The organism is Gammaproteobacteria bacterium CG11_big_fil_rev_8_21_14_0_20_46_22, from assembly GCA_002796245.1.
GTDB lineage: Bacteria > Pseudomonadota > Gammaproteobacteria > UBA12402 > UBA12402 > 1-14-0-20-46-22.
Map to the genome: position 1 here is coordinate 524 of PCWT01000048.1, position 20,006 is coordinate 20,529.

Annotated in this window: 17 protein-coding genes; 4 read left to right on the forward strand and 13 right to left on the reverse strand. The window is 46.6% G+C overall.

Annotated elements, in window-relative coordinates; all coding sequences use genetic code 11:
• The first annotated feature begins 4 nt into the window (after window positions 1-4).
• Both COV52_05370 and COV52_05375 read left to right on the forward strand, forming a co-directional pair.
• Window positions 5-298: a hypothetical protein gene (locus COV52_05370; GenBank protein PIR10934.1), complete on the forward strand. Its 294-nt coding sequence runs from the start codon at window positions 5-7 to the stop codon at window positions 296-298.
• The gene (locus tag COV52_05375; protein ID PIR10935.1) at window positions 256-1,770 is read left to right on the forward strand and encodes a hypothetical protein; all 1,515 of its coding nucleotides are present in this window, start codon (window positions 256-258) and stop codon (window positions 1,768-1,770) included. The genes COV52_05370 and COV52_05375 overlap by 43 nt, the downstream gene beginning before the upstream one ends.
• 22 nt (window positions 1,771-1,792) lie before the next feature.
• Here COV52_05375 and COV52_05380 read toward each other — a convergent pair whose 3' ends face one another.
• A complete protein-coding gene (locus COV52_05380; protein PIR10936.1) occupies window positions 1,793-4,039 on the reverse strand; it encodes an RNA-binding transcriptional accessory protein in 2,247 nt (748 codons plus the stop codon).
• 198 nt (window positions 4,040-4,237) lie between these two features.
• The gene (locus COV52_05385; GenBank protein PIR10937.1) at window positions 4,238-4,714 is read right to left on the reverse strand and encodes a hypothetical protein; all 477 of its coding nucleotides are present in this window, start codon (window positions 4,712-4,714) and stop codon (window positions 4,238-4,240) included.
• Between the two features lie 480 nt (window positions 4,715-5,194).
• Between COV52_05385 and COV52_05390 the strand changes: the two genes are divergently transcribed.
• Complete coding sequence (locus COV52_05390) at window positions 5,195-7,342, forward strand: primosomal protein N' (GenBank protein ID PIR10938.1); 2,148 nt, start codon at window positions 5,195-5,197, stop codon at window positions 7,340-7,342.
• A 73-nt stretch (window positions 7,343-7,415) separates the two neighbouring features.
• Here the strand turns inward: COV52_05390 and COV52_05395 are convergent, their stop codons facing one another.
• From COV52_05395 to COV52_05430, 8 genes are read right to left on the reverse strand one after another with little or no spacing between them, the layout of a single operon-like run.
• On the reverse strand, window positions 7,416-7,946 hold the full coding sequence (locus tag COV52_05395; GenBank protein PIR10939.1) for a gamma carbonic anhydrase family protein: 531 nt from the start codon (window positions 7,944-7,946) through the stop codon (window positions 7,416-7,418).
• Window position 7,947: 1 nt separating this feature from the next.
• On the reverse strand, window positions 7,948-8,973 hold the full coding sequence (locus tag COV52_05400) for an L-threonine 3-dehydrogenase (GenBank protein PIR10940.1): 1,026 nt from the start codon (window positions 8,971-8,973) through the stop codon (window positions 7,948-7,950).
• A 1-nt stretch (window position 8,974) separates the two neighbouring features.
• The gene (locus COV52_05405; GenBank protein PIR10941.1) at window positions 8,975-10,165 is read right to left on the reverse strand and encodes a glycine C-acetyltransferase; all 1,191 of its coding nucleotides are present in this window, start codon (window positions 10,163-10,165) and stop codon (window positions 8,975-8,977) included.
• Window positions 10,158-11,402, reverse strand: coding sequence for a hypothetical protein (locus COV52_05410; protein PIR10942.1), 1,245 nt, complete (start codon window positions 11,400-11,402; stop codon window positions 10,158-10,160). Before COV52_05410 ends, COV52_05405 begins: the two co-directional genes overlap by 8 nt.
• On the reverse strand, window positions 11,399-12,499 hold the full coding sequence (locus tag COV52_05415) for a hypothetical protein (GenBank protein PIR10943.1): 1,101 nt from the start codon (window positions 12,497-12,499) through the stop codon (window positions 11,399-11,401). The genes COV52_05410 and COV52_05415 overlap by 4 nt, the downstream gene beginning before the upstream one ends.
• Complete coding sequence (locus COV52_05420; GenBank protein ID PIR10944.1) at window positions 12,499-13,605, reverse strand: molybdenum cofactor biosynthesis protein MoeB; 1,107 nt, start codon at window positions 13,603-13,605, stop codon at window positions 12,499-12,501. The genes COV52_05415 and COV52_05420 overlap by 1 nt, the downstream gene beginning before the upstream one ends.
• Window positions 13,605-13,868 (reverse strand): hypothetical protein, encoded by a 264-nt coding sequence (locus COV52_05425; protein PIR10945.1) that lies wholly within the window; start codon window positions 13,866-13,868, stop codon window positions 13,605-13,607. The genes COV52_05420 and COV52_05425 overlap by 1 nt, the downstream gene beginning before the upstream one ends.
• Entirely contained in the window at window positions 13,869-14,537 is a 669-nt protein-coding gene (locus tag COV52_05430) for an SAM-dependent methyltransferase (GenBank protein PIR10946.1), read from the reverse strand.
• A gap of 82 nt (window positions 14,538-14,619) precedes the next feature.
• On the opposite strand from COV52_05430, the gene COV52_05435 reads away from it, so the two are divergent.
• On the forward strand, window positions 14,620-16,608 hold the full coding sequence (locus COV52_05435; protein ID PIR10947.1) for an oligopeptidase A: 1,989 nt from the start codon (window positions 14,620-14,622) through the stop codon (window positions 16,606-16,608).
• Window positions 16,609-16,645: 37 nt separating this feature from the next.
• Here COV52_05435 and COV52_05440 read toward each other — a convergent pair whose 3' ends face one another.
• The 3 genes from COV52_05440 to COV52_05450 are packed head-to-tail and all read right to left on the reverse strand — an operon-like array spanning window position 16,646 to window position 19,993.
• A complete protein-coding gene (locus tag COV52_05440; GenBank protein PIR10948.1) occupies window positions 16,646-18,673 on the reverse strand; it encodes an oligopeptide transporter, OPT family in 2,028 nt (675 codons plus the stop codon).
• An 8-nt stretch (window positions 18,674-18,681) separates the two neighbouring features.
• Window positions 18,682-19,194, reverse strand: a complete 513-nt coding sequence (locus COV52_05445) for a hypothetical protein (GenBank protein ID PIR10949.1) — start codon at window positions 19,192-19,194, stop codon at window positions 18,682-18,684.
• Window positions 19,166-19,993, reverse strand: coding sequence for a symmetrical bis(5'-nucleosyl)-tetraphosphatase (locus COV52_05450; protein ID PIR10950.1), 828 nt, complete (start codon window positions 19,991-19,993; stop codon window positions 19,166-19,168). The genes COV52_05445 and COV52_05450 overlap by 29 nt, the downstream gene beginning before the upstream one ends.
• Window positions 19,994-20,006 lie beyond the last annotated feature (13 nt).

Sequence of the window (20,006 nt, forward strand, 5' to 3'; positions counted from 1 at the left end):
ACTAATGACAGAAAGGCTGGCTGTGCTATCATTACCCCACCTAATCAAACAGACAACGTTCATGGTAGACGCCTTACAAAAACGATTCATTGCCGGTGCTATCTGCCCTCAATGCCATCTTATGGATAAAATCGTCGTCTACACCATGAACGAGCGCCCTATTGCCGAATGTGTTCGCTGCGGCTACCAACAGCAAACCATCGACCAAAAAAAATCGGATACCATCAATAAAAACGGCAAAAAACGCAAAGTCCTTTGGCTCAAACCCAAAGTCAATGCCAAGGAGTCATCGGATTGAAGCCCTCTTTGCTGAATAAAAAACAGCCGCCTGCGCTGTCTTTGTTGTTTTTCTCTGAGCTTTGGGAACGCTTTGGTTTCTACACGCTACAAGCCTTGATGGTTTTGTATTTAACCAACTCGATGCACTTTTCCGATGAAAAAGCCTATGGCATTTCCGGCGCCTTTAGTGCGCTACTGTATGCAGCGCCTTTAATCGGCGGCTGGCTCGCCGATAGAATCGTCGGCTTTCAACGCGCGATCACTGTCGGCTTTATTCTCTACATGGCCGGTTACTTCCTCATGGATTCGCACGCCCAAATGGCGTTTTATTTCGCTATGGCTTTGGTGATTGCCGGTAATGGCTATTTTAAAGCCAATGTCTCAAGTTTGCTCGGCACAATCTATGAAGACGACGATCCTCGACGTGACCGTGGCTTTACGATTTTCTACATGGGCATCAACATCGGCAGTTTATTAGGCCCGATTTCCGCCTCAATTATTCAAGTGCACTACGGTTATCATCCGGCCTTTGCCACGTGCGGCATTGGCTTGCTCATTGGCTTTATCGCTTACATCAGCTTGCGCAAACGCTTGCTAAAACAACACGGTCTTGAACCTTATGGCCCGATTAGCCACAACCCCAAAACACTGGAGAAAAGCCGCCTAGTTACCTATTTGGCCACGCTCATTTTAGCCGGCATTGTCAGCTTTATTCTGCCTTACCCCATCATCACCGACTGGAGCTTAGGCATTCTATCGGTCGCTGCCATTGTGTATGCACTGTACGAAACCTTTGGACTGGCGAATTTCGACGATAAAAAGAAAATGATCGCGCTGATTATTTTGATCGCTTATTCCGTCATTTTCTGGGCGTATTACATGCAAGCCTTTTTCTCGCTGACTTTATTCACCGAGCGAAACGTAGGCCGACATATTTTGGGCTGGACTGCGCCTACTGCCATATTTGCTACAGCGCCTAATTTTTTCTTACTCATCCTCGCACCTTTTTTTGTTAAGCTTTGGGGCGCACTTGATCGAAAGCGAAAAAATCCCTCCATAGGCATGAAGTTTGCTTTGTCCATGGTATTTACCGCGCTGAGTTTTTTAGTGATCAACCTTGGCGATGAGCTAAATTTCTCCACAGGTATCGTACCGTTTTTTTGGCTACTGCTTGCAGGGTTTGTTCGTGAGATTGGCGAGCTATTGATTTCGCCGATTGGCTTATCAGCGGTCACGCGATTGGCCCCGCCAAAGTTAACGGGGGCTATGATGGGTTTGTGGTTTTTAGCCATTGGCGGCGCGCTGGCCGTGGGTGGGCGCATGGCCGACATCGCTGATGTACCCCAGCATGTACGCAGCCCGATTCAAACCCTGCCAATTTACGATCATGCTTTTTGGGTTTACACCTTAAGCGCAGCAGCCATTGCTATCGTCTCTTTCTTGCTGCTGCCATTCTTCAATCGCTTAGCCGATGAGAAGATGTTTAACTAAGACGTGTCCCTAAAGTTATCCCCTAACGCAGCTTTTCAAAGGCTGCGGCCATGGCAGACTGCGGTGCCTTGGGCTGGGCTTTCGCTCGTGATTTAGCCGCGGGCGCTGCGGGTTTTTCGCTGCCGGCCATCGCAAGGCTGATACGTTTTCGTTTGATATCCACGTCTTCAACTTTCACGCGAACCACGTCGCCGGTTTTCACCACGTCGTGCGGATTCGCCACAAAGGTTTTAGACAGCTTTGAAATGTGAATCAAGCCATCTTGATGTACACCGATATCCACAAAGGCACCAAAGTTCGCCACATTGGTCACGACACCTTCAAGCTCCATACCGGCTTTTAAATCTGACATCTGGTGCACAGTGTCGTTAAATACCGCCACTTTAAACTCGGGCCTAGGGTCTCGCCCGGGTTTTTCTAACTCTTTCAACACATCTTGAATAGTCGGCAAGCCGGCCTTGTCACTCACAAATTCGTTAAGTTTAATTTTTTTAATCTCATCCGGTTTTGCCATGATATTCGCCAAAGGCTGTTTGAGTGAAGCCAAAATCTCTTCGACGATAAAATAACTTTCAGGGTGCACAGCCGAAGCATCCAAGGGATTATCACCACTCAAGATGCGCAAAAAGCCCGCCGCTTGCTCGAAGGTTTTCTCACCCATACGAGGCACTTGTTTGATCGCCTCACGCGAAGCAAAAGCCCCGTGCTCTTCGCGGTAACGCACTAAGTTTTCAGCCAGCGCTTGATTCAAGCCGGAAATGTGCGTGAGTAAAGGCGCTGACGCGGTGTTCACATCAACCCCGACCGCATTCACGCAGTCTTCGACGACCGCATCCAAAGTTTTAGCCAATTTAATTTGGCTCACATCGTGCTGATACTGACCCACGCCTATCGACTTAGGGTCAATTTTAACGAGCTCTGCCAGTGGGTCTTGCAGCCTTCTGGCGATAGACACCGCACCGCGATAGGTAACATCCAAGTCTGGAAATTCTTGTTGTGCTAAAACCGATGCCGAGTACACAGAAGCGCCCGCTTCTGAAGTCATCACCTTGGTCACATTTAATTTCGGGTAGCGTTTACAGAGTTCTATCACCAGCGCATCCGTTTCTCGTGAAGCCGTACCATTACCGATGCTGATGAGCTCAACCGCATGTTTTTCGCATAATCTTGCAAGCGTGGCTAAGGCATCGTCCCAGCGCTGTTGCGGCTTGTGTGGGAAAATAGTGACGTACTCCAGAAGCTTACCAACCGAGTTCACGACCACAGCTTTCACACCGGTTCGAAAACCCGGGTCTAGGCCCAGCGTACAACGCTGACCCGCAGGAGCTGCTAGCAAGACGCTTTTTAAATTTTGCGCAAAGACTTTAAAGGCTTCTTCTTCGGCTTGCTCGCGCAATCGCAAAAAGAGCTCGATTTCCAAAAAGGTTAAAAACTTGATTTTCCAAGACCAGCGCACCAACTCGCGTAACCAGGTGGCATCGGGGTGAATCTCAAAATAATCAGCGATCATTTGCTCGGCTGAGTTGAACTGGCCTGGCGTTGATTCTTCATCCAACACCAGCTGAATACTTAAAATAGACGCTTTTCTTCCGCGAAAAATCGCGAGCGCACGATGCGAAGGAATCGTATTGATCGACTCTGAGAAATCGAAATAATCTTGAAACTTTTCACCCTCTTGCTCCTTGCCTTTAAGCACCGTGGACTTAAGCTTTGCACGAGCCCAGAGGTGGTTTCGGAGTTTTTCACGAAGCTCAGCTTCTTCCGAAAAACGCTCCATCAAAATATAGCGCGCCCCTTCGATGGCCGCTTTGATATCTGGGATATTTTTTTGAGGGTTCACATAGGCTGCGGCTAACTCGTCAGGGTTATCAAAGGGCTTGGAAAACAGCGCATCGGCCAGCGGGGTCAGACCCATTTCATGGGCCAGCTGCGCTTTGGTTTGCCGCTTAGGCTTATACGGTAAATACAAATCTTCCAGCTGTTGCTTCGTGATGGCGGCCAAAAGTTTTTTATGCAACTCAGGCGTGAGCTTTTCTTGCTCTTTAATCGAGCCAATAATCGCCTCTCGGCGGCGGGTCATCTCCCGCAAATACTGCAAACGCTCTTGAAGATTACGCAATTGCTCATCGCTTAAACCACCCGTGGCTTCCTTGCGGTAACGAGAGATAAACGGCACGGTCGCGCCTTCATCCAAAAGCTCGACGGCTTTATCAACTTGCCAAGATTTAACCGACAGCTCTTGAGATAAAATCGCGTGAATATTCGACATAAATAAGGATACCCCTAAAACAAAGCGGGGGTATCTTAATGCAAATGCCGCTCAATTTCGAGCGTGTTTTTAACAAAGCTAGGCAATTTTGAAAAGAGATCTTCTTCGTTGAAAATGTGTTCGAAATCCTCATGTATGTTTGTATACACTCCGGTTTCTCACACATTTTCGCCTTGAATCTCATCTTTTCAAAATTGTCTAGGTGCCGTTCATGTAAGTGCCTGTAGCACTGGCCAGCAACACACTCTCCGAATCTTTAAGCTTCATCTCACAGACTGTGATCCGGCTGCCGCAACGCACAACACGTGCTTCGGCAATGAAATCACCGCCGGATTTATCGATACCGGGGCGAAGATAATTGATCAGCAAATTGACCGTGGAGGTTTTAGCCAAGCGTGCACGCTGAGCTTCTTCACTCTCGTCCGGGTTTTTCGCAAAAACTGCGGCCATGGTGAGCATACCGCCGACGGTATCAAGCATAGTGGCTATTGCGCCGCCGTGTAAAATATAGCTCATGGTATTACCCACTAAACCTTTATCCATGGCGAAGCGCAGCAAAACACGATGCTCATCAAAAAATTCTGTGCGCGCCGAAAACTGCTTCATAAACGGCATATCTTTTGTAAATAACTGATCTAACTTATCGAGCAAGGCTTTTTTTGTGAGGCTCATCATGAAGCTCCTTTTTTATCTCAGCAAGAATCATAGCATAAAACATTTCCCTATTGTCTATTCTAAAAAGCTGATATAGAATCGTCTCTGGCTTTTGATTGTTCGGGCATCAAGGAGGAGCAATTACAATGAAAGGCATCGAAGATTTAATTTCCGATGAGTTACAACTCGACCCTTCTGCTGAGGCACGCCAAGGTCAGACTCGCTCTGAAACGCGCCGCGCAGTAGAAGACTTGCTCGAGGTTCGCCGCTATAAAAAAATGCTCGATGATTATTACGACATCGACTAAGAAGCTGCGCCCATGCTTTACTCTGGTAGCGTTATCGCCTAGATTTTTTGCGCCTCTCTACTCATTTACCTCGATGTAAACCGTGCTACGGTACTCAAAAAACCTAGCCCCTAACACCCATCAGAACAAAGCATGGGCACAGTTTCTAAACCCTTTCCAAGCCCCCCTTTTTCTGCTGTAATGCCCTTATTTAATGCTAAATCCAATGTATATTTCTGTCGCCGTTTTTGCGCCCTTACGACAAACGCTAGACTATGCCTGCGATAATACCAACGCTGAGCCAGGCTGCCGTGTGCTGGTCAATCTGGGGCGACGAAAGTGCATAGGCCTTATCATCGAAGCGAATACTCAGCCCTCCTTTGACCCTAAAAAAATAAAGCCCATTATTGCCTTGATTGATGAGAGGCCTATTCTAAGCTCAGCTTTGCTCGAGCTCTGCCGTTTTGCGAGCGATTATTATCAACACCCCTTGGGTGAAACCTTTGCTGCTGCTCTGCCTAATGCACTGCGCGGTGAACAACACCCCGATCAGCCGTATTACTGGCAGCGCACAGCGCAAGCTTTACCTAAAAAACTCAGCGTAAAACAGCAAGAAAGCCTAAGCCTGATAGAAAACACAATCTGTGACTCGAGCACTTTACTGGCAAAAGGCATAGGCTCTCGCACGCTAAAAGCCCTAGAAATCAGTGGATTAATTGAACGCAGAATATATGAAGACCTGCCAAAAATACCGGCCCAGATACAGCGTCTTTCATTCAATCAAGAACAACTTGCCGCATTTGAAGCGGCGAAAAGCTCGCTGGACAAATTTGCGATTCATTTAGTTGAAGGTGTGACAGGCAGTGGTAAAACCGAAATTTATATTCAGCTGTGTCATGAGGTACTTTTAAAAAATCAGCAAGTGTTGATTATTGTCCCCGAAATTAGCCTAACTCCGCAATTACTTGAACGATTTGAAGCACGCTTTGGCGCCAACTTATGCACCAGCTTTCACTCTCAACTCAATGATCAGGAGCGCTTAACTGCCTGGGAAAAGGCCAAACACGGTATAGCACGAATCATTATAGGCACACGCTCGGCGATTTTTTGTGAGCTTAAATCACTCGGCTTGATCATTATCGACGAAGAACACGATGCTTCATTAAAGCAACAAGACCACCTAAAATACTCCGCGCGAGACCTTGCTTGCGTTCGCGCCAAACAAGAAAGTCTGCCCCTGCTACTAGGCTCGGCCACGCCATCCTTTGAAACCTTGCATAACGCTCTACAAGGGCGCTACGCTCACCACCGCCTAACGCGGCGGGCCACCGCCGTGACGATGCCGCGCTGGCAATTGATTGATATGCGCAGAGAACGGCCCGAAAGTGGATTATCCAAACCACTGATCGACGCGATAAAAACGGCCTTATCTAAAGAAGAACAAGTGCTGATTTTTCTCAACCGCCGAGGCTTCTCGCCCGTACTATTATGTTTATCTTGTGGGTATTCGGCGACTTGCCAACACTGTTCAACACGACTCATTTACCATCAGCGTGAAAACAAATTGCGCTGCCATCATTGTGATGCGATCTATCGCCCCGAAACACAGTGCCCAAGCTGCCACGCCGCGCTCACTCCAACCGGTTTTGGTACAGAGCGCGTAGAATCAGCATTGTCAGACTTGTTTCCCGATACAGAAATCGTGCGGATCGATCGAGACACCACGCGCAACAAACACGCTTTAGAACAAAAGCTGCTGCCTGCCTATGCCGGGCGCTCACAAATTTTACTCGGTACGCAAATGCTCGCCAAAGGGCATCATTTTCCGAAAGTGAACTTAGTCGCCCTGCTCAATATCGACAGCAGTTTATACAGCATGGATTTTCGAGCCTTAGAGCGTTTGGGGCAGCTAATCACCCAAGTGGCAGGGCGCGCCGGACGTGAGTCGGATGAAAGCCAAGTCTACTTGCAAACACTCAACCCAGATAACGATTATTTACGTTTTTTGTTAAAAGAAGGCTACCACAGCTTTGCCAAACGACTTTTGAAAGAGCGGAAACTGGCGCAATTACCACCGTATCAATCGCTATGCCTCATCAAAGCTCAGCACAAATCTCAAGCCCAATGTTTGGATTTTCTGGGTGAATGCAAGCAGCGGCTTTCGAATACAGTCGAGTCTTTTGGCCCAACACCTGCGCCCATTGAAAAAAAAGCCGGCCTATTTCGTGGCCAGCTTCTCTTGCAGTCGCCCTCTCGGCAGGCCTTGCATCACGCCATCAAACAGCTAATCAATACACTGCCTCAAAAAATCAGCGCATCGATTAAGTGGACGATTGATGTGGACCCGCAGGATTTTTCATAGTTATTCGCTCAAAAATGTGCTTTTGAATTAAATGAAAGAGCCGCCTGAATTTTATCGAAAAAACCCGCGGGTTTTACTTTGAGGCATGTTGCTTCGACAGTTGCACATAACTTTCGGCGCTGTAGCGCAAGAATGTTTTTTCCTGATCTGTCAGCGGGCGGATCTTTTTGGCGGGAGCGCCCACGTACAAAAAACCGGTCTCTAAGACTTTGCCCGGCGGCACCAAGCTTGCCGCACCCAACATGACCTCGTCTTCAAGTACTGCGCCATCAAGAACGGTGGAGCCCATGCCAATTAGGCAGCGATGACCAATAGTGCAGGCATGCAAAATCACACGATGCCCAACAGTGACATCATCGCCAATCTGTAAAGCTTGCCCGCCAGGTACATACTCGCTGTCATGTGTCACATGCAGCACACTGCCATCTTGAATATTGCTTCGCGCACCGATATGAATACTGTGCACGTCACCACGGATCACCGTCATAGGCCAAATAGAAGAGTCCTCACCGATCACGACATTACCCAAAACCAAGCTGGCCTCATCAATATACGCCGTGATAGCGATGCGTGGTGTTTTACCATCAAAAGAGCGAATTGTCATATCAAGTCCAGTCTAAAATAATCTTACCCGACTTGCCTGAACGCATAGTTTCAAAGGCTGTTTGGAAATCGTCAATCGAAAAATGGTGCGTAATGATCGGCGAAACATCCAACCCGCTTTGCAGCATGCTGGACATTTTGTACCAAGTCTCAAACATTTCTCGACCGTAAATACCTTTCAGCACTAATCCCTTCATAATAAAGGCATTCCAGTTAAACCGCGTGTCTTCGGGCAAAAAACCAAGGTTGGCAATGCGGCCGCCGTGATTCATGTGTGCCACCATATCATTAAAAGCGTGTGCATTACCTGACATTTCCAAACCCACATCAAAACCTTCCGTCATGCCTAAGGTTTTCATCACTTCAGTCAAAGATGTTTCACGCGTGTCGACAGCCAGCGTTGCGCCTAAGGTTTTGGCTAAAGCTAAGCGGTAAGGATTGATATCCGTGACTACGACATATCGGGCGCCTGCAAATTTTGCAATCGCTGCAGCCATGCAACCAATGGGGCCAGCACCCGTGATTAAAACATCTTCACCCACCAAATCGAAGGACAGGGCCGTATGGACCGCATTACCTAAAGGGTCCATGATCGACGCAACTTGATTTGGAATACTGTCCGGCAGTTTAAACGCATTGTAAGCAGGAATCACCAAGTATTCAGCAAAGGCGCCATCGCGATTGACACCAACACCCGCTGTGTTTCGGCATAAATGCACGCGACCCGCGCGACAGTTTCGGCAGTGCCCGCAGGTGATATGGCCCTCGCCTGAAACACGGTCACCTTCTTTAAACCCTTTAACTTCTGAACCCATGCCCACAATGCGGCCTGCAAACTCATGGCCTGCGGTAATAGGAATCGGCAGGGTTTTTTGCGCCCAGTCATCCCAATTATAAATATGAATATCGGTTCCACAGATGGCTGTTGTTTCAATTTGAATTAACACATCATTCGGGCCAGGTGTAGGCTTTGGAATATCTTCCAACCAGATACCGACTTCTTTTTTAATTTTTCGTAAGGCTTTCATATTAAATAACACTCAATTGTTTGCCGACTTTTTCGAAAGCAGCAATCGCTTTATCTAAATCCGCACGCGTTAAACCAGCCGACATTTGTGTACGAATACGGGCTTTTTCACGAGGCACCACCGGGAATGAAAAGGCGATAACATACACGCCTTCTTTTAACATTGCATCGGCAAAGGTTTTAGCAAGCTTAGCATCACCCAGCATGACGGGAATAATGGCATGATGGCCCGGCACCAGCTCAAACCCCAATGCTTGCATTTTTTCTCTGAAATATTGGCTGTTTTCACGCAATCTTTGACGATACTCTGGTTTTTCTTTAAGCAACTCAATCGCGCGCACCGAAGCTTTCGCAATCATCGGGGCGAGTGAATTTGAAAACAAATACGGGCGTGAACGCTCGCGAAGCCAGGTAATAATGTCTTTTCGGCCGCTGGTGTAACCGCCGGATGCGCCACCTAAAGCTTTGCCCAGTGTGCCAGTAATAATATCGACCCGACCTTCAACACCACAATACTCAGGCGTACCGCGCCCATGTTCGCCCACAAAACCCACAGCATGTGAATCATCAACCATGACTAATGCGTTGTACTTATCGGCCAAATCACAAATTGATTTAAGGTCAGCCAAGATACCATCCATAGAAAAAACACCGTCTGTCACAATCAACTTAAAACGCGCGTCAGCCGCCGCTTTTAACTGCTCTTCAAGATCAGCCATATTGTTATTTTTGTAGCGAAAACGCTGCGCTTTACATAAGCGCACGCCATCAATAATACTCGCGTGATTCAATTCATCGCTGATGATTGCATCTTCAGGACCCAACAATGTTTCAAACAATCCTGTGTTCGCATCAAAGCACGATGAATATAAAATGGTATCTTCAGTCCCCAAAAACTCACTGATCATCTTTTCTAATGTTTTGTGAACACTTTGCGTGCCACAAATAAAACGCACAGAAGCCATGCCATAGCCATAGTGGTCTAAAGCCTGTTTTGCGGCTTCAATGAGAGCAGGATCATCAGCAAGCCCAAGATAATTATTCGCACAAAGGTTTAGTACCTTCTCGCCCGAGTCGACCTTAATAGAGGCGCTCTGTGGTGAAGTAATCACTCGTTCGCCCTTATACAAGCCAACTTCTTTCAAGCCTTCAATTTCGGTATGTAGGTGTTTTAAAAACTCGGTGTTACTCATGCTGCTCTCCTATGAGATATTGATAGGCCTGAAGGACCCAACGACGGCTGTCCATAATAATAGGAATATCCAACAAATCAAAGCCATTTGTAAGCACTGCATATTCAAATAGTGACAAGTACTCAACAAACAGGGGCAAAGCCTGCGTTTCATCCAAATCATTATTCTTAAGCCACTGCAGCGTGGCCTCACGCTGTTTAAGGCCGTGGCGTTTTCTAAAGCGATTAAAAAAAGCTTGAGCCATACCTGGCGAAAGACTTACCTTGATATCACGATAATAGCTATAAATAAGCGCAAACGCTTTTGCGATCAACCTAGCCTCAACACCCTTCTCAACATCACGATATAAAGCATAAAATTTTTCAAATTGTGTTTCAGCGTATTCTGTCGATAAAGTTGAAAAACCCTGAGACCGAATCTCATGTTCGATCTGCAGCACTTTTGCCAAATCAATCAATCGCTGTTTTTGTGCATCTGAACACCCGCACAAAGCGCGCTCAGTCTCAGGGAGCCAATCATAGTTATTGTCAAACGGCCGACTTATGGCTTCACGGTAAATACGCTTAGTAAAGTAGCTCGGCAGCGCCTGCGGCTTTTTTATTTTTGAGCGGATGGGGGTTTGATGAGCAAGCGAAAGTGCCGCTCGCGCATCACAGGCCTTTTGATCGACAGTGTACTTTTTAAAAATCTCGACCGAGAGCCCAAGCGATGTTAACGTTTGATACACATCACGCTGGTAATACGGTTGTTGCTTAAGCGCATCAATAACCTTCTGAGCATCAATCATCTCAATAGCTTGTTTTTTTATGGCGTTTTTTAGCGTAGCCCGCACATTTACCAAGGGGACAACCCTTGATTGAAACCCAGCTTCCTGGCTTGAATGCGGCAACGAAACCTCGTCGTCACCATCAATAAAGCCTGAGTGATACCATTGAAAAATCTCGCCCACACCACGCATACCCTCATCACAGAGCTCAGCAGCACGCAAAGCACCCATGCTCGCTGCCCCCCAAACTTCAACACCCGAGTCCAGGGCGAATAAAATTTCTTTATGCCATACTGAAGCAGTTTGCTCGAACAAGCCATCAATAATAATTAAACGCTTCGGCGATAAGCTCATCAGTTTAAACACATCACCGCAACGTACAGGGTCTGAAAAACAGGCTTCTGGTAAGCATTCTTTTGCCTCCTGCCGGGAAAGTGTTGGGCCCAAAAAAACGATCGTATCTGTACTCATACACTAACTCCTGGTGCAATAAGCTGCACAACAGCAATCGCATCATCGGGTTTTGTGTAAACTAAACGGTAAATATCGTGTGAAATTGAGGCAAGCAAATGTGTCTGCATCGCTTTAAACGATTGAAACAGCATTGATGATTGTGTTGTGTAATCGATTGTTGCTTTAAAATTAATCGATTGATTTTTCTGCTCATACAGGGTGTCGACCACATCATCTCGCGAACCTGAAATCAAAGTTAATCGCGACTGAACAGCCTCTGTGAGCGCACGACTCAGGGCGATATCTTTATTGACGTGTGCACCATAGCCCGAAAAAACACCAACACGTCGAAAAAAGCGCTCGTCAAACAGCGTGGCCATATAGCTTGGCATCGTGTTTGCAGTAGAGCTTACATCCACTATGACAAGCGACAGACCCTTTTCCTGCAAAGCCTTTATTCGATCGCGAAGAGGTGGGCAATCAATAGTATTCAATTTAATCGCACGATGCGCTTTTTCTGCATCAGAGAGACGGTGATAACGATAGGCATTCATACGTTCAATGATTTCAAGTAAAGCATGACAACTTGCCTCTTCTAGATTATTACCCGAGGCCAAACCCGTCGTTGTTCGCTTAAAGAGCGTGTTTTCCAGCGTGCATTCGGTTAAATCAAATGAAATGGCTGCGCGAGGAATATAATACACCTCACCGCTCAAACAATGTCTTAGCGCTGTCCAGGCAATTGGCAAGTTCAAAAGATCATCGTGTTTAAATGTGCCTTGCTGAAAAACATCAGGACTAATGCAAGCATATTCATGGCTAAGCGCATGGTAGCTTCCAACAAGGTCAGACGGTGTTTGCTCAGCGTAGTAGTGTTCAATCGCTTCCATGTACGCGCTACACATCGACAACTCAGGCGTTAAACCTTTACCCTGCGAGGTGCTTAAATTTTTAGAGCGCGGGCGAATACAAGTATGAACCGGCAAACCCACATCATCCAAACCGGTTAAATCCGCAATACGTGAGATGCCCGCCTGTTTTGCATACGGCTTTAAACAGGCCAAGGTTTCTTCTGGGGTTCTGGCACGCAATGTCCCGCCAACATCAATAATCACTAATAACTCGACTTATGAGGCTCAAAGTCTTTTATCCAAGCGATAATGCCACCTTGTAAATTATACACATCTTTAAGTCCGCGATTTTTCAGCCAGTACACTGCCTGTGCAGAGCGCCCCCCTGAGCGGCAATATATGACGAGTGGTGACTTGAATTCGCTGACATCCATTTCTCTAATGTCCGCTAAAGGCACGGCTTTATCGCCATCGATTTGACAAATGTCTCGCTCCCAAGCTTCACGCACATCGATTAAAGTAAAAGCTTTCCCTGAGTCAAACCAGCTTTTCAAAGCTTCACACGTCAACACAGGAATGGCATTGGCTTTCTTGGGGGCTTCAGATAAATCTTTCAATGGTTTATGTAACTGACAAGTTGGGCAATCTTTTCGTGTGATGATAGGATGACGCTTCATCTGCATATTCAAAAGATCCAACTGAACAAAACTATTGTTGAGTTTTTCTGGCAAATTAAGCAAGTGTTTGATCGCCTCGGTGGCAGCCAATGTACCCAAAACGCCCGGCACCGTACCCAATACACCGGCTTGTGCACAATTAGGTATGACACCTTCTGGTGGCGGGTTGGGGTATAAACAACGGTAACAGGGCGAGCTTTGATGACTTAGAGCGATCAACTGACCCGAAAACTGATAAATGCTGGCTGAAATTAAGGGTATCTTTTTTTGTGCGCAGGCATCAGCAACCAAGTAGCGTGTTTCATAATTATCGCTACCATCAATCACCAGGTCATAACCGTCTAACAGAACATCAATATTCGCTAAACTTAAGCGATCATTAATTGGAACAAGCTCACAAGCCGTATTAAGCGCAAACAGCTTATCGCGTGCGCACTCAACTTTTGCACGCCCTTCATCCCTCTCTGAGAACAACACCTGCCGCTGTAAGTTTGATAGCTCGACACTATCGTCATCAATAAACGCAAGCTTACCTACGCCACAAGCCGCTAAATATAATAACGCCGGTGAGCCAATCCCGCCGGCGCCAATACAAAGTATCGAGGATTGTTTTAATGTTTCCTGACCGGCTCGACCTATTTTCTCTACAGAGAAGTGCCGCGCATAACGAAGGTTTTCAGCTTGAGTGAACATTATCCACCCGAAACCGATGTGATAAGCTCAAGCTCATCACCCGAGCTAAACGTGACATCATCTAAATCGTCGACTAACGGCTTGCCATTGTGGTACACATTTAAAAACCCGTGAAGCTCATCGCCTTGATACATGACACGGAACAAAGCCGGCTCATGCTCATGAAGGTAAGCCTTCAAGCTTGACATTGAGTTCACATCTAATGTCTTCTCACGCCAGTGGCTAAAACGCTCTAGTGCTTCGGGTAATAATAACTTGATCATTCAAACCTCCTTTATGGCGAACGTTAAGCCATCGCCAATTGGCAAAATGACAGTCTTTAAGCCGGGGTGCTGAGCCAAGGCTGTGTTACACGCCAGTATATTTTTTAGCAAGGTATTGGGTTTGGCTTGACTGATCACCTCACCTTTCCACAAAGTATTATCCAAAAGTAAAACTCCACCCCTGGGTAACAAGTCAAAGCACGCTTCTGCGTAATACAAGTATTTTGACTTATTCGCGTCGATAAAGCACAGGTCAAACCGCTGCTGATCTTGCTTTAACTGCAGCAAAGAAGCTCCAGCTTCACCTTCTAGGCAGGTAATTTTATTCGCCATGCCAGCCTTTTCCCAAAACGGCCGACCAAAATCAGGCATTTCAGTGTCAATGTCACAAGTGATAATTTCACCGTTCACAGGCAAGGCCATAGCCATGGCCAGGGTCGAAAAACCTGTGAAGGTGCCAAGCTCTAAGACGCGCTGTGCCCCAGAAAGCTTAATCAGCATTTGTAAAAAAGCGGCTAAGTCCATGCTGGATTGCATCTGCCCTTTCGGCAAAGAAGCTGTTTCCGCATGAAGTTCGAGTAAAATCGGATCCAGCGGCGTCATGTGTGCTTCTAAGTAGCCTTGAAGGCCGTCGGGTAAAAGGTGGTTTTGCGTGCTCATAGCGCTCATAATATCATGCTGGAATCCCTGATAAAAGCGGCTTTAGAGGCGTGTGTGAATATGTTAGCATCACTCAAAATGAGGATGCACGATGTTAGAAATTTTACCTAAATTCAGTGAGTTAAAAACTCAAACCCTAGAAGAAACGCTCAACACGCTCATCAAATCCGCTAAAACCGAGATTGAAAAAGCCATACCCCAAAAAGATCTTGGCTTGCTACAGACGATTGAAGACAAGCAAGAAATGATTAATCGTTACTTCGCCCCCATCTCTGCCTTAAATGCCGGCAAAAGCAGCCCTGAGTTATCCGCAGTCTACCAACACTGTTTAACCACCTTAAGCCATTTCGGGACAGAGCTTTTACACCATCGTGATCTATTTGAAGCACTGGCCTCAATCGATGAAAACACGCTTAACGAAACAGAAAAAGCCTGCCTTGCTTATCACCTGCGCGACTTTAAATTAGAAGGCGTTAATCTCGATCAAGGCACTCAAGCTCGCCTAAAAGTGATTAATGAGCGCTTGGCGACACTGTGCCATCAATTTGAAGAAAACGTTCGACTCAGCACAGAGGCTTTTTGTTTACACATCGAAAGCAAAGAAAAGCTTAGCGGCCTGCCCGCATCCAGTCTTGCACTGTGTGCAGAATTCGCAAAACAACAAGGCAAGCCGGGTTACTGTGTCAGCCTAGATTTCCCCATTTATTACGCCATTATGCAGTTCGCTGATAACCGTGAATTAAGAAAAACGCTGTATGATGCTTACTCAACACGAGCCTCAAACTTAAGTGCTCACAAAGATCATGACAACGGTTCATTAATGATAGAAATTTTAAACCTTCGCCAAGAAATGGCCAGATTATTAGGCTTTAAAGACTACCCAGAATATAGCCTTAAGACCAAGATGGCGAAAGACGCAGATGAAGTCTTAAGCTTTTTAACACGCTTGTGTAAAGCGGTTAAGCCCAAAGCGCAAGAAGAGCTAGAAACGCTTAAAGTCTTCGCAAAAAAACACGGCCTTGAAACATTGGAAGCACACGACATCCCCTATTATGCTGAAAAGCTCAAACAATCGCGCTTTAGTTTTTCAAGCGAAGAGGTACGTCAATATTTTCCCGCTCAAAAAGTGGTTAAAGGGGTATTTAAAACCGTCGGCCGATTGTTTGCGCTCGACTTTCAAGCTGTCGAACACGCTGACTGTATGGATGAAAGTGTAACCCTATATGAAGTCAAAAGCCTCTCTAGCGAAACGCTTGCTTTTCTGTATGTGGATCTTTACACGCGACAGGGCAAGCGGCAGGGCGCCTGGATGGCCGAGTGCCATAACCGCCACGTTTTTTCCGATGGAAGCCTGCAAAAACCCGTGGCGTTTTTAAACTGTAACTTCAACCCCGCAAGCAACAAGACCCCGGCCTTGTTAACCCATGACGACATAACAACCTTATTTCACGAACTGGGTCATTGCTTACATCATCTATTGACCGAGGTAAACCTCGCGAGTGTCTCAGGCATTAACAATGTGGCTTGGGATGCGGTTGAGCTGCCCAGTCAGTTTCTCGAAAACTGGGCCTGGGATTTCACAGTACTCACTGAACTTGCCGAACACATTGAAACGGGTGAAAGCTTGCCTCAAACATTATTTGAGAAAATGCAGGCCGCCAAACATTTTAACAACGGTTTATTTCTCGCGCGCCAGCTAGAGTTCGCGTGTTTTGACTTTAATCTGCATCTTCAGCAAAGCATCAAAACCGAAGCAGATATTCAAGCCGTACTCGATGATGCAAGAGCAAGCATTGCCGTGGTTAAACCGCCTGAAACCAACCGCTTTCAAAACAGCTTTAGCCATATTTTTGCCGGGGGTTATGCGGCAGCTTACTACAGCTATCTTTGGGCAGAAGCTTTATCAGCTGATGCTTTCTCACTCTTTGAAGAAAGCGATTTATTCAATAAAACACTCAGCCAGCGCTACCGAAAAACCATTTTGGCTCAAGGTGCGGTCAAGCCCATGAGCGAATTATTGAAAGCCTACTTACAACGAGAAACTAAACCTGAAGCACTACTTAAAGCTTATGGGCTATAAAAAAGCCGCGGACTTAGCGGCTTTTAAAAAACAAGGGTTATGCCCGTTTCGGGTTAAGTGTTCGGTAAAACCAACGGCAAACTAACACTAACATCACAACAGACAAAATACTGGCAATCGGTGTAAAGCCATCTGGCACAATTTTTAGCGCATCAGACGTTTTCTCAATCGCGAATGGAACAGCCAAAACCACGCCGATCAATGATGAGCCTGCCACCATACCGCAAGCAATCAACAAAGCATTATGCAGTCGCAAGCGAATACTGTGGTCTTCGTAAAAAGCTTGACGACCAACGCGTTTTTTCAGCGATTTGCTCGATAGATACGCCAGAATACCGCCAACCACCATGGGCCAAGACGACGCCATCGGTAAGTAAATACCCAAGCCCATCGCCAAAACCGGAAAACTTAAACCCCGTTGTCTTGTGCGAATATTCACAATAATGGCTAAGATACCAACACCCACGCCAATGAGAATCATTGACCACGGTAAATTGTGATTAAACACGCCTTTAACGACCGCGGCCATCATGGCCGCTTGTGGGGCAGCCAGCATTTGTGAGTGCGGCATGCCGGCATGGGGGAAAACACCACCGATGCCGTAAGCTTGAAACAGCAACTCTAAGGTTGGGCCGACAACCAGGGCTGCAATAACAACACCAATAAAAAGCACAACTTCTTGCTTCCACGGCGTTGCACCAACCAACTGACCTGACTTCATGTCTTGACTGGAATCATTGGCAATGGGGATAGCGCAGCCCAGCAAGGTATTCACTAACAACACAAAACCCGCCAAATGTAGGCCGCGACTTTGAAGCACAGCCGGTTCAAAGAATGAAAAGAACAGCAGCGTAATCAAGGAAAATAAGATCACGCCGGCTAAGATAAAGCCTGAACCCGGACAATTCGTCGCACCCACAAGGCCAGCAAAATAAGCCGCGAGCGAGGCGAACAAAAACCCAAAAACCATCGCAAAAATAATGGCTAGCAAGCAAAATGACAAGGTAAAAAACGTTGAGCTGCCAGGAACATACAAGTGAAAAACATACAAAAAGAAAAGATAGCCAAAGACTAAGACGCCCAAAGAAAATAAGGCCAGCGTCTTTAGTCGCATATCCTGCTCGGTACGCAATGTTGTCGTCTCATCAAGGCCTCTGCTCGCTTTAATCGACAAAAAGATACCCTTGAAAATGGGCCCGACCAAACTAATTAACGTCCACAGACCGCCGACTAACATTTCGCCGACACCGATATAGCGAATATGGTCTGACCATAACATGCCTGCTGCTGTGACGGCATCCACACCATGTGGCACACCAAACATATACCCAACGACCGGCACACCCATTAGCCAACCAATTAACATACCCACAAACATTGAAATGCCCACGGCTGGTCCAATAATGTAGCCTGCGCCTAATAGTGCAGGAGAAAAACCAAAACCAAAACCAAACAAAGAACCGGCTTTATGAAACCAAACCGATGTGGCGTCTGACAACACCTGAAAACCGTCCTGCAAAAAACTGATCAGAGCACCCACAAGGCCACCCAAAACTAAAGGTTTCGCGTTAGATGAGGTTTCGGCACTGGCCTTGAGCACTTCAGCAATGGCCGTACCTTCAGGAAAACGAAGATCTTTGTGGTCCATCATCACACGGCGAATCAATACTGTTGTGACAACGCCGAGAAAGCCGCCCAGCACAGTCAGAACAAAGACCTTACCAAAATCAAAACCATGCCAAAGATTTAAAATTAACATCGCCGGTGTAATGAACGCGACACCGGCAACCACCGCTTCACCCACAGAAGCCATCGTTTGGACGATATTGTTCTCTAACACGTTTGAATGTTTAAACCAACGCAAAACAGCCATTGCGATAATGGCTGCAGGGATGGAAGCAGATACGGTCGCTCCGACTTTCAAACCTAAGTAAGCGTTAGAAGCACACAGCAGTACCGTGAGTAAAATACCTAATAAAATCGCTTTTAAGGTTAGCTCGGGCAGCTTCTTCTCAGGACCTATAAAAGGTTCAAATTTATTATCCAAAAAAATACTCCTTATTATTTTGCGAACTAATGAAGCATTTTACGGTGCTGACAGCTCGCAAACACCAACATCGCAATCGTGCGAATATATTCTTCTAGCTCAACTAACATCGTTTCTGACTCGTTATCTTGACTCACCGCATCCAGGTCAAGCTGGCTAATTTCACCCAGATCCAACAAAGCTTCTTTAATATCATCGCCAAGGCTTGCGTTTGGAATATTCATGAGCGAAAAACCGCTGACAAAACCGTGGCACCAGAGCGCGAGGCTGCGCGCATAATCTAAAACACCGTGCTCGCTATCTAAGACCAATAATTCAAAACCTAAGTCCTCACCGTCTAGCGCTTGCCACGTAACCTCATACAAATCATCTAATAATGGCAATGGTTTTTGCGCTGCAAGCAAAGCCGCTTGCCAACCGGCTTTGTCTTTACTTAAGCAAGCATGCGCAACCAATAAGCCATGAGCCTCAGCGGCAGTTAAGCCCAAGCCTGATTCTTCCAGTGCATTGCTATACGTTTGATAAGTCTCTGAATACATCCTGTGAGTTAGCCTTTACCTTGTAGCGTTTGTCTTCTTCCACACAATACGCTGTTAATACACCGCCCCAAACGCAACCCGTGTCGAGTGCGAGAACGTTTGTTTGCTTTGCTTGTCCTTGCAGCGCAGCCCAGTGGCCGAATAACACACGCTTATCGTGCCAAGAAGAGTGAAGCAAATTGTACCAGGCGAGCAAATTCTGTCCAGGGGCTTCTCGCTGACCCAAGGCATTATTTAATACAACTGTACCATCAGGCTCGCAAAAACGAATATTGGTGATCACTTCAGCCAAGTCGGCATCATTTTTAATAGCACTTATTTTACCCAAACGCCTTAAAGGCTCGATGGCTGCCACCAGGGTTTTTGGAGCTTGATGAAAGGCCTGAGTTAAGGTTTGGCTACGCTGACAAAAGACCTCAAACGGCATACCCGGCGGAATGCCCCCGTGTACACACACAAGGGTATCGTCTTGCAAATTTAAAGAAAACGTCTGCTGGCAAAGCCAAGTCCATAAATGTTCTCGATCTTTTGCGACTAACACCGCGTCTAAGGTATCGCTTGATTTTTTGGCGTACAAACCCCAAGCGCGACCGAGCAGATGAAGATCATGATTGCCCAGTACGGCCTGGCAGTTTTTCGCCTGACTTGCAAAACGTAAGACTTCGAGCGAGCCCGGCCCGCGATTAACCAAATCACCTAAAAAAATCAAACGATCGGCATCTGAGTAATGAACAGCCTCCAGCAAAGCCATTAAACTTTGGTAGCAGCCTTGTACATCGCCAATCACAAAGGTTTTCATGATTCGTATCCTC